Annotated in this window: 10 protein-coding genes; 5 read left to right on the plus strand and 5 right to left on the minus strand. The window is 46.2% G+C overall.

The window, feature by feature from the left end:
* Positions 1–90: 90 nt before the first annotated feature.
* Entirely contained in the window at positions 91–1905 is a 1815-nt protein-coding gene (edd, locus tag ACIGBN_RS14095; protein ID WP_133004257.1) for a phosphogluconate dehydratase, read from the minus strand.
* Positions 1906–2289: 384 nt separating this feature from the next.
* On the opposite strand from edd, the gene gap reads away from it, so the two are divergent.
* From gap to purK, 5 genes are all read left to right on the plus strand, one after another.
* Positions 2290–3303, plus strand: coding sequence for a type I glyceraldehyde-3-phosphate dehydrogenase (gap, locus tag ACIGBN_RS14100; RefSeq protein ID WP_133004258.1), 1014 nt, complete (start codon positions 2290–2292; stop codon positions 3301–3303).
* Positions 3304–3385: 82 nt separating this feature from the next.
* Complete coding sequence (gene pyk, locus ACIGBN_RS14105; RefSeq protein WP_133004259.1) at positions 3386–4834, plus strand: pyruvate kinase; 1449 nt, start codon at positions 3386–3388, stop codon at positions 4832–4834.
* A 6-nt stretch (positions 4835–4840) separates the two neighbouring features.
* Positions 4841–5311, plus strand: a complete 471-nt coding sequence (locus ACIGBN_RS14110; RefSeq protein WP_133004260.1) for a methylglyoxal synthase — start codon at positions 4841–4843, stop codon at positions 5309–5311.
* Between the two features lie 213 nt (positions 5312–5524).
* A complete protein-coding gene (gene purE, locus ACIGBN_RS14115) occupies positions 5525–6016 on the plus strand; it encodes a 5-(carboxyamino)imidazole ribonucleotide mutase (protein ID WP_133004261.1) in 492 nt (163 codons plus the stop codon).
* A complete protein-coding gene (gene purK, locus ACIGBN_RS14120; protein ID WP_133004262.1) occupies positions 6017–7081 on the plus strand; it encodes a 5-(carboxyamino)imidazole ribonucleotide synthase in 1065 nt (354 codons plus the stop codon).
* Between the two features lie 112 nt (positions 7082–7193).
* On the opposite strand, the gene ACIGBN_RS14125 is transcribed toward purK, so the two are convergent.
* The 4 genes from ACIGBN_RS14125 to ACIGBN_RS14140 form a co-directional block, all read right to left on the minus strand.
* A complete protein-coding gene (locus ACIGBN_RS14125; RefSeq protein WP_341564996.1) occupies positions 7194–8507 on the minus strand; it encodes an MFS transporter in 1314 nt (437 codons plus the stop codon).
* A 307-nt stretch (positions 8508–8814) separates the two neighbouring features.
* A complete protein-coding gene (locus ACIGBN_RS14130; RefSeq protein ID WP_396666136.1) occupies positions 8815–9279 on the minus strand; it encodes a GNAT family N-acetyltransferase in 465 nt (154 codons plus the stop codon).
* Between the two features lie 234 nt (positions 9280–9513).
* Positions 9514–9813: a DUF1840 family protein gene (locus tag ACIGBN_RS14135; RefSeq protein ID WP_396666138.1), complete on the minus strand. Its 300-nt coding sequence runs from the start codon at positions 9811–9813 to the stop codon at positions 9514–9516.
* 375 nt (positions 9814–10188) lie between these two features.
* A partial coding sequence (locus tag ACIGBN_RS14140) for a transposase (protein WP_396666140.1) occupies positions 10189–11007 on the minus strand: 819 nt, incomplete at its 5' end.

An 11007-nucleotide genomic window follows, 5' to 3' on the forward strand; every position in this document is an offset into this window, starting at 1 on the left:
TACTCATTATTAGTGCATAAAAAAAGGGCTTGCAAAGCAAGCCCTAAACACCATTACTAACAAACGTTAGTAGTCAGAGGAAACCATCAATTAGTCGTTAAACAAGCTACAAGCACCTTGTTCAGCACCGCTCACGAGAGCACGCTGAGCGCTAAATAGCTCACGCCCCATACCTTGGTAGGAGCCAGTTAAATCTTGTTGAGCTGCGCTACGAGACGCCAGCTCTTCATCGGAAATAAGCACAGAGATAGTGCCTTCTACCGCATCTAGGCGGATCAGGTCACCTTCTTGGATTTTAGCAATCAAACCACCAGCAACCGCCTCAGGCGTAAGGTGAATCGCGGCTGGTACTTTGCCAGAGGCACCCGACATGCGGCCATCCGTTACCAAAGCGACTTTATAGCCCTTGTCTTGCAGGTTAACTAAATAAGGGGTGAGTTTATGCAACTCAGGCATGCCAATTGCTTTGGGGCCTTGGAAGCGAACCACGGCAATGCAATCCCGCTCTAGCTCACCATTAGAAATCGCCGCAGCCAAATCATTTTGACTATGGAATACCACCGCTGGCGCTTCAACAATTCGATTTTCTTCTGCAACAGCAGAGACTTTAATGACCGCGCGGCCCAAATTACCTTTTAGCAAGGACAAACCGCCCTCTTTGCTGAACGGGTCTTCGATTGGACGGACAACGTCTAGATCCAAACTTTCCTCAGTGCCATCACGCCACACAACCTTATCGCCTTCTAAGAAAGGCTCTTTGGTGTAATGCGTCAAACCTTTACCCACAATGGTCATCACATCTTCATGCAACAAACCACCTTTTAGCAGCTGCTTAACCAAGAAAGCCATGCCGCCAGCGGCGTGGAAATGGTTGATGTCCGCTTGGCCATTCGGATAAATACGCGTCAATAAAGGAACCACTTTAGACAAGGCGGCAAAATCATCCCAAGTCACAATGATGCCAGCGGCACGAGCAAACGCGACAATGTGCATCGTATGGTTAGTAGAGCCACCAGTCGCCAATAGGCCGACAATGGCATTCACAATGCTGCGCTCATCAACAACTTCGTACAAAGGACGGTAATCACGGCCTAAAGAGGTGATTTTTGTCGCCAATTGCGCGGTGTGTTTCGTCAGTGCGCCACGTAATTCATCATTCGGGTTCACAAACGATGACCCTGGTAACTGTAGCCCCATCATTTCGACAAGCAACTGGTTAGAGTTTGCTGTGCCGTAGAAGGTACAAGTCCCTGCACTGTGGTAAGACGCAGACTCAGCTTCAAGCAACTCTTCACGGTTGGCTTGGCCTTGGGCATAACGCTGACGCACGGCAGATTTTTCTGCATTAGAAATACCTGAGTGCATTGGGCCTGCAGGCACAAACAAGGCTGGTAAGTGACCAAAACGAAGGGCTGCAATCAGTAGGCCTGGTACAATCTTGTCACAGATGCCTAAATACAAAGCGGCATCAAACATATTATGAGATAAAGCAATCGCTGCCCCTTGCGCGATGTTGTCGCGACTAAAGAGGCTCAACTCCATACCATCTTGCCCTTGTGTCACGCCATCGCACATTGCTGGCACGCCGCCCGCAAATTGCGCCACACTGCCCATTTCGGCAACGGCTTTACGGATTTGATCAGGGTAGTTTTCGTAAGGTTGGTGCGCAGATAGCATGTCGTTATAAGAAGAGATGATGCCAATGTTCGCCTCTTCCATTAATGTTAGCTTCTGCTTATCAGTCGGCTGACAGGCTGCAAAACCATGAGCTAGATTGCCGCAAGATAAAGTACCTCGATGAGGGCCTTGCTCTTGTGCTTTCTTCATATCGGATAAGTATTGAGTACGCAAAGACTGGCTGCGCTCAATGATGGCTTCAGTTACTTTCGTAACGATAGGGTTCATACTTTACTCCGTTTCTACAGCAGTCACTGCCCGACTGACCTGAAATCATTTTTTGTAATATTACTACATTTTTAAAAAAAATCATCCTAAAAAACCATAAAAATCGCGGATGAGAATAAAATATTGTAATTAATTTACATAAAAAGCCCCAAAAACTCTTTTTTTCCTTTAAAATATCATCCATCAGTAACATTTTTTATTGTATGATCTTAAAAACACACTGCAGACGCGTATTTTTTAATCAATAACCGCCTATTTCATGCGCTATCCTTGCTTGAAAATCACGTTATGTAGTATTTTTACGTCAAAGAATACATTTATCCATTTGTCTTTCTCTTAAGTGGAGTAAGAGCAAATGGAGTTTCACGATATTTAGAGGTGAGTATGACTATTAAAGTAGCAATCAACGGATACGGACGTATTGGACGCAATACACTTAGAGCGCTATATGAATCAGGCAAGCGCGATCAAATTCAAGTGGTCGCAATTAATGACCTTGGCGATTCTAAAACCAACGCTCACCTGACTAAATACGACACAGTGCACGGCCGTTTCAATGGCGAAGTTACCTTTGACGACGAAGCTCTGTATGTTAACTCTGATAAAATTCGCACTTTCTCTGAGCGTAACCCTGCAGACCTTCCTTGGGCAGAGTTAGGCGTAGACGTTGTCTATGAATGTACTGGTTTCTTTACGACAAAAGAAAAAGCCAGCGCACACATTACTGCCGGCGCTAAAAAAGTCATCATTTCTGCACCAGGTAAAGAAGTAGACGCTACCGTCGTTTACGGGGTAAACCAAGATGTATTGACCTCTGACATGACGGTCATCTCTAATGCATCTTGTACCACCAACTGCCTAGCCCCTATCGCTAAACCACTAAGCGACAAGCTTGGTATTGAAAGTGGCTTAATGACAACCATCCACTCTTACACCAACGATCAGCGTCTATCGGATGTATATCACGACGATCTATACCGTGCTCGTGCCGCAGCAATGAACATGATTCCTAGTAAAACAGGTGCTGCCGCGGCTGTTGGCCTAGTGGTTCCTGAGCTAGTTGGTAAATTTGACGGCATGGCGGTTCGCGTTCCAACAATCAACGTATCGCTTGTTGATTTGACCTTCTTAGCACCACGCGAAACGACAGTAGAAGAAGTTAACCAAATCATTGAAGACGCAGTAAAAGCGGATCCAATTTTGGCGCAAGTGCTGCATGTCAATCATGAGCCATTAGTGTCTAGCGACTTTAACCATAATGATTACACTTCCAATTTTGATGCGACACAAACCCGCGTTCAAGGCAAATTGGTAAAAGTCATGGCGTGGTATGACAACGAATGGGGCTTCTCTAACCGTATGTTAGACAATACCATCGCATTAATGAGCGCTAAATAATCATTATTAACAAAGGCTGCTGACGCGGCCTTTGTCCTATCTTATACTCAGTCACACGCTTTCTAATGTTTGGTAATCTATCATGACTCGTAGAACAAAAATCGTTGCAACACTTGGTCCTGCTTCTAGCTCTCCTGAAATGATCGAGAAATTGATCCTTGCTGGTGCCAATGTTTTCCGTCTTAATTTTTCCCATGGGCAACCAGAAGATCACATCGATCGCGCCAACGTTGTTCGTGCTATGGCGGAAAAAAATGGCCGTCATGTTGCTATCCTTGGCGACCTACAAGGTCCTAAAATCCGTATCGCTCGCTTTAAAGACACAAAAGTAGAACTAGCAGACGGCGCAACCTTCATTCTTGATGTGGGTTTTGATAAAAACAACGGCGATGAAACTCGTGTCGGAATCGACTACCCACAATTAGCAAAAGACTCCCAACCAGGTAATATTTTATTACTTGATGATGGCCGAGTTGTACTTGAAGTCCTTGAAGTAAAAGGCTTAGAAGTTATCACTAAAGTCATCGTTGGTGGCGCCTTATCAAACAACAAGGGCATCAACCGCCAAGGTGGTGGCTTGTCTGCTGCAGCATTAACGGAAAAAGACAAAGAAGACATCAAAACAGCCGCCGCATTAAAAGCGGATTACCTTGCTGTCTCTTTCCCACGCAGTGCGGCGGATCTTCATGAAGCGCGCGCATTGGCCGAAGCCGCTGGCCTGAAAGCGGGTATCGTTTCTAAAGTTGAACGAGCTGAAGCCGTTGCAGACAATGAAACATTGGACGCTATCATCCTAGCTTCTGATGCTGTCATGGTTGCGCGTGGTGACCTGGGTGTCGAAATCGGCGATGCTGAGCTTATCGGCGTACAAAAGCACATGATCAAACGTTGCCGTCAATTGAACCGCCCAGTTATTACGGCGACACAAATGATGGAAACCATGATCACCAGCGCTATGCCAACCCGTGCTGAGGTTTTTGATGTAGCAAACGCGGTATTAGACGGAACAGATGCGGTTATGTTGTCTGCTGAAACAGCGGCGGGTGCGTACCCTGAAGAAGTCATTCAAACTATGAACCGTGTTTGTTTGGGCGCAGAGAAACAACCTGCGATCAACCGCTCTAAACACCGTATCGATGTGACTTTTACGAACATTGATGAAACCATTGCTATGTCAGCTATGTACGCTGCCAACCATTTGGAAGGTGTTAAAGCGATCATTAGTTTGACCGAGTCAGGCACAACGCCATTGTTAATGTCTCGCATTAGTTCTGGTTTGCCTATTTATGCTCTATCACCAAACCAAGCAACACTAAACAAAGTCAACCTGTACCGTGGTGTTACTCCAGTGTCGTTCTCTTCTAAAGAATTCAACATTGAAACCATCGTAAAAGGCCTTGTTGATCACGTTAAATCCTTGGGCTTAATCAACGATGGCGACCTTGTTATCGTAACCAAAGGTGATCACCTAGTCAGTCATGGCACAACCAACATGATGAAAATTGTAAAAGTTGGCGAAACAGAGGAATAATCTACTGTGGCAAACAAAGTCTTGCTGAAAAAAACCGTCACGACACCAGTGCGTAAAAACGTCGCTCTGGTGGCGCATGACAACATGAAGCCAGAACTTATTGAGTGGGCTGAGAAGCACAAAGAAAAGCTCATCAAGCACAACTTAATGGCCACTGGGACCACCGGAAACTTAATGCAGAAGCAGTTAAAGGTTCCGGTTCAAGCGCTTATTAGCGGTCCCCTTGGTGGCGATCAGCAGTTAGGTGGGTTAATCGCGGAAGGTAAAATTGATGTCCTCATCTTTTTTTGGGACCCCTTTGAACCTATGCCCCATGACCCCGATATAAAGGCTTTGTTACGTGTTGCAGCGGTCTGGAATATTCCCATCGCCTGCAGCGTGTCTTCTGCTAACTTCTTAATCTCTTCGCCACTTTTTGATAGTGAGTTTGAGCGCAGAGTGCCAGATTATGACCAATACCTAAAAGAGCGACTTTAAGTCGCTCTTTTTTTGCCTCGCTGTTTTCTTCATCTCACCAGCAATGGCCGCAATACCCTCGCTGTTTTCCTCAAAATCGGCTATATTATCGCCCAATTAAACTCGCTTCATTCACGTGATAGGCCACGTAATGACAAGCGACTCTATTTCACCCATCAACGTAACTCTGCCCCTCTGCACACCACGTTGAAAACCGCCAGCAGGAGAATTGTTTTGCAAGCAAAAGTAGCCCTTATTATGGGATCGAAAAGTGACTGGGCCACCATGGAAAGTGCCGCTGAAATAATGGACATACTTGGCGTGAGTTATCACGTCGAAGTGGTTTCGGCTCACAGAACACCAGTGAAACTCACAGAGTTTGCAGAACAAGCTGCGGAAAAAGGATTTCAAGTCATTATTGGTGGCGCCGGCGGCGCCGCGCATTTACCTGGCATGGTTGCAGCGCATACGCGTCTGCCTGTTCTAGGTGTGCCAGTACAAAGTAAAGCGCTCAACGGCATGGACAGCTTACTGTCCATCGCTCAAATGCCTAAAGGCGTGGCGGTTGGCACATTGGCCATAGGTACTGCTGGTGCTTTTAATGCTGGCCTATTGGCTTGTCAGATTCTTGCGAACTCTGACCCAGAATTGGCTAAAAAAATCGATGCGTTCCGTACTCAACAAACGGAAACTGTTCTTGCTAACCCTGATCCTCGCGAGGCCTAAATGTCAACTTTATGGGTATTAGGTGCTGGACAACTTGGCGCCATGCTAAAACAAGCAGGCACTCCGCTCGGTCTTGATGTTCGCCCTGTCGACATTGAAGCAACCGACGAGTTACCACTGCAAGCCGACGACATAGTCACTGCGGAACGCGAAGAGTGGCCAGAAACTGTTGCCACAAAGCAGCTGGCCACACACAAGAACTTTGTTAACTTGGCAACCTTCCCTCAACTGGCCGATCGCTTGACGCAAAAACAATGGCTAGACCGCCTTGAGCTTGCGACTGCGCCTTGGTTTCCAGTAGAGCAAGACTCGACTGCCGACTACGCGTATCAGACCTTAGGTGAGCGCGTACTCATGAAACGCCGTCGTGGCGGTTACGATGGCAAAGGACAATACTGGCTTAAGCAAGCCGAACAATCGGAAATCCCTGATGACTGGAAAGGCCACGCGATCGCAGAGCAAGCCATAAACTTTGATGAAGAAGTTTCCTTGGTCGGCGTGCGTGGCAAAGACGGTCAAAAGTACTTTTATCCACTGACTCTAAACTTGCACATCAATGGCATTTTATACGCCTCTATTTCACCGTTGAAACGCCTTGATCAGTACCAGAGTACCGCTGAAGCTATGCTAGGCAAATTAATGGACGCTTTAGATTATGTTGGCGTTATGGCGATGGAATGTTTCCGTGTCGGAGATGAACTACTTATTAATGAACTTGCTCCACGCGTTCATAACAGTGGCCACTGGACCCAAGCTGGCAGCAATGTTTGTCAGTTTGAAAACCACGTTCGCGCAGTAACAGGCTTGCCTCTTGTTGAAGCAGAAATCAAAAACCAAAGCATGATGGTAAACCTTATTGGTGTCGACCTTGATTACCAGTGGTTAAACATCAAGAGCCTAGAGCTGTATTGGTATCAAAAAGACGTTAGACCCGGTCGTAAAGTAGGGCATCTAAACTTCTGTACAGGTAATCTAGAGGTGCTCAATACAGCCCTTAATAGCCTTACTATGCCAGCGCCCTACCCTGAAGCTATCGCATGGCTGAAAGCAAATTTACCGTCCTAATCGCTAAGGGTCATTCCTTGCGATAAAAAAAACCGCATCAGGCGACTTACGACGTCAGCGGATGCGGTTTTTTATTGTCTCGGTGTTAACGGACTCGATTGTTAGGGATTGCCTAGGCTTCTGGTAAGCGCATCGCCATCAACACCCCAACGATCGCCATAACAGAAAACACCAGCACCAAACCTTCTATTGATATCACCTGGGTTAGCGTGCCAATCAAGCTCATCAACAGCAACATAACGCCAATCACAGTATTACTCACCGCCACATAACTGGTGCGTTTATTACCATCCGCTAAATCCACTAGATAGGTTTTTCGACCCACTCGAACGCCCTGATGGGCAATGGTAAGCAGAAAATACAAAACCGGTAACAGCAAAATATTATTAAACAAAGCGGGCTGAAAGTAGGAAATAGCAAACAATACAAAACCAACAACCGAGCTTAAAGCACAAGCAACCATCATGACTTTCTTGCTAGAGCGGTCCGAGAAGCGCCCCCAAAAAGGCGCAGACACAAGAGAGGCAAGGCCGCTAGCAAACAAAAACATGGCCAGTACCCATACGTCGCCACCCAGTTTTTGCTGAGCCAACACCACGTAATAAGGGGCGCTCAGAGCCGTACAAAGAAACAAGGATCGGGTGATCACAAATAAACGAAACGCTCTATCTGTTTTCAATAAGCTAAGCTGCTTCAAAGCTTCCAATAAGCCATTGCGACCACCATCAACCTCGCCTGGAAATTCCACCACCCGAGAGTAAACCGCCGCGCCAATCAGCCAAACCATGGCCGCTGCCACCAAACAAGAGCCATAAATAACAGGACTCGCCTCAAATTCCGTAAAAGCACTAAGCATCATTACAATCGCTATGCCCACGGTAACCAAGCCCGCAACGCTTGCAGACCAACCCGTCACCTGACCACGCTGGCTTTTAGGCACTGTTTTGCCCAATACATCTTTTGACGCGACTGAACTCAGCCCTCTCGCTAAGCTAAAAACAACCAGACAGAGCATAATTAGCCAACCCGCTAGCGCACCATTAAACGCCACAGCAATAAGACCAATCGCCACAATACTCAGCGACTGAATCACACTGCCAACAATCCAGACCCATTTTCGAATAGGCAACTTACGAATAACACTCGCGATCGCGAGTTGTGGTAATAAAGACCCTGATTCACGAATCGGCACCAACCACCCTAGTAAATAGGCTGGCGCCCCGACACTTTGTAAAATCCATGGCAAGGTTACTTTAGGGTTAATAATAGCGTCCCCTAAGTTGGTAAAAAATTGCGCAATGATCAGCTTTATAAAATTACCTGGGACCTGTTTGCACGCGGAGTCTTCTATCTTCTCACACGCCCTCGCATCTTCTTCATTGGCAATTTTTTCATACACAGACCCAAGAAGACCTTTATCCGACATACATACTCCACAGAAAGTAATTCGCTCAATTCATTTGAAAACCAGATAATGAAATTTTACCACCTCTGATGAAATATTGCGTAGCAGTCCATCACAGGAGCGATAGAAAAAACAACCTGTGATCAGGCAGTGATATTGATATGGGAATAAGTGCTCAGGAAATAGTTGGAATGAGTGTTTGGCGTCGTCAGGCCAGAAACAAAAAAACCTGCTGTGCAGTAACGTCTTTTTTATGACGACTTTAGTGTCTCTCGCCATCGTAATGGGCTTCATTAGACCTAGCGTTGCAAATACAGATTGGCGAATGCTAGCAAACTTTTTCCATAATAAAGTTTCTCAGGTTTTGTCCTCGAACCTTCACTTCTTGCTCTTTAATAACCGTAAAGCCAAAGTACTCAAAAAATGGCCGAGCAGTAATACTGACCTCAGATCGAAACTTGTGAATGCCTCGCGATTCCCCAACGCTAAACAACTGCTCCATAAGGCAACGAGCGACACCTTTACCTTGGTAATCATGATGACAAAAGAAATGATCGATTAAACCGTTTTTTTGAAGGTCGGCGTAACCAACCATTACACCTCCTATTTCGGCAATAAAAGGAGAAATAGAATCCATCTTTTGCCGCCATACCTCAAAGTCAAAATTATCCGGCGCCCATGCTTCTACTTGAGCTCGAGAATAGTCACGCGCATTTACACGACGAACTGTATGATAAAAAAGTTCATACAAGGTCTGCGCGTCTGATTGCTCATACTCTCTAATTTGGATCATGCTATTTTTACCGCTATGCTGATTTAGCTAAGCTCCCATCAAGCACCACAGGGTGAACTTAGCACATGCTGGGACTGCGTATTGTTATACGCCTAATCACCCAAAATTCGGGCTATCTTCCCTACCCCATCACAAGAGGACAAGCACGCTCATGTTTTGACATGCCTGTCCTATAGAATTATTAGTCTGGACACCACATCACACGCTTTTTCATATGCCTGTCCTATAGAATTATTAGTCTGGACGCCACATTACATAACCATCAGCATCGCAGGCTCGACGTAGCATCGCTATTAGTGGCGCAGCACGGACTGATAGCGCCACCTCTTCCGATTCATCTGGGTTAGCACTAGCGGCTTTCTCCTTCTCATGTGTAATAGCCAAAGCCAAATGATCCAAAGCAGAGGTCAAGGCTTCGCCACTGACTGCCCCTTCTGTACTGCCACTCTGACCCATCATGGTAAGCAATTGATTGGCGACACTATCAAACATAACAAAACTCGCCGACTCTTCACTGTAAAACTTGATCAACATATAAGCGACCTCCTTAAGGAAAAATCAAGACAGGCACACCATAAAGTCAATAAAATCAATCTATTGAGTGCCCTAGCGAAACATATGCATTGTTCGCATATTAAAATATACAGGATAAAGACAAGTAAGCGAGACTAAATACTAATCAGGCGAGTCGCTGAGCACTTTTTCGATTGCATCTGCGATGGTGCGATTCGCAGTACTGGTCATGGACGATCCCTACCCGAAAACGCTTCCACTTCGGCTTCGAATAATCAAGACAGGCACGCCATAAAGCCTATAAAATCAAGCTATTGAGAGTCCTAACGGAACATAATCATTGCTCGTATATTAAAAAATACCGAATAAAAACAAGTAATCGAGACTAAATAATAATCAGGCGAGTCGCTGAGCGCTTTTTCGATTGCATCTGCGATGGTGCGATTCGCAGTACTGGTCAATGGACGATGCCTGCCCGACGACTCTTCCTGTTCTGGCTTCGAACTCGGTTGCAATACACACCCAATTGTCAGACGAGATATTCAATCGCTGTAGGATGGGAAGTAAGGAGGCATCAATCGAGCCTTTTTTGCCCTCTTTCACTATCCGCCCTGTCATCTCGATCAGCTCTAAATAATCCGCCAGTTTAAAAGGCAAACCGTTGGGCATGTCTTTTCGTGGATGACCGACAAAAGGATGCAGCGTCTTGGGCTGGCTGTTTTCTTTCACGGCCACCACGCGCTTCTTAATGCTGGTGAAATCGGAGCTTTCTGGAGTGTCACTAATACCCGACCTGACTGGGTTTAAATCCACATAGGCCATGCAAGCGATCAGCGCCGCTTCATCCAATAAAGCCTGGGATTTAAAGCGTCCTTCCCAAAAGTGACCTGTGCATTCGTCTTCTAAATTGGCTCGCCGTGCAATCGGCTCGTTAAGCTCTTTCATAAACCAGCTAATGTCTATTAAGCGTGCTCGGTAGGTTTCAGCGGCGGCTTCCGCTACAGAGGTCACATAAGCTGGAAGCGTGCCGCCAAGCAGGTATTGCTGAGTAAAGGTCGTGCCTTTATGAAGTTTATGCCAGCGCTCTAACACCTCCACGACAGACCAGTTTTTCACACTTTCTGAATCGATATGCAGCACAACATGAAGATGGTTACTCATCACCGCATAGGCACACACATCGATCGAAAAGACACTCGCGAGGAACAGCAAACG

Origin of the sequence: Marinomonas sp. NPDC078689, from assembly GCF_044542435.1 — a bacterium.
Lineage (GTDB): Bacteria > Pseudomonadota > Gammaproteobacteria > Pseudomonadales > Marinomonadaceae > Marinomonas > Marinomonas arenicola.

What these genes read in the sequence shown, in the direction of transcription:
- ACIGBN_RS14130 (WP_396666136.1), bottom strand. Translation starts at nt 9,279, where the DNA reads ATGATCCAAATTAGAGAGTATGAGCAATCAGACGCGCAGACCTTGTAT.
- ACIGBN_RS14125 (WP_341564996.1), bottom strand. Translation starts at nt 8,507, where the DNA reads ATGTCGGATAAAGGTCTTCTTGGGTCTGTGTATGAAAAAATTGCCAAT.
- ACIGBN_RS14135 (WP_396666138.1), bottom strand. Translation starts at nt 9,813, where the DNA reads ATGTTGATCAAGTTTTACAGTGAAGAGTCGGCGAGTTTTGTTATGTTT.
- edd (WP_133004257.1), bottom strand. Translation starts at nt 1,905, where the DNA reads ATGAACCCTATCGTTACGAAAGTAACTGAAGCCATCATTGAGCGCAGC.
- pyk (WP_133004259.1), top strand. Translation starts at nt 3,386, where the DNA reads ATGACTCGTAGAACAAAAATCGTTGCAACACTTGGTCCTGCTTCTAGC.
- purK (WP_133004262.1), top strand. Translation starts at nt 6,017, where the DNA reads ATGTCAACTTTATGGGTATTAGGTGCTGGACAACTTGGCGCCATGCTA.
- gap (WP_133004258.1), top strand. Translation starts at nt 2,290, where the DNA reads ATGACTATTAAAGTAGCAATCAACGGATACGGACGTATTGGACGCAAT.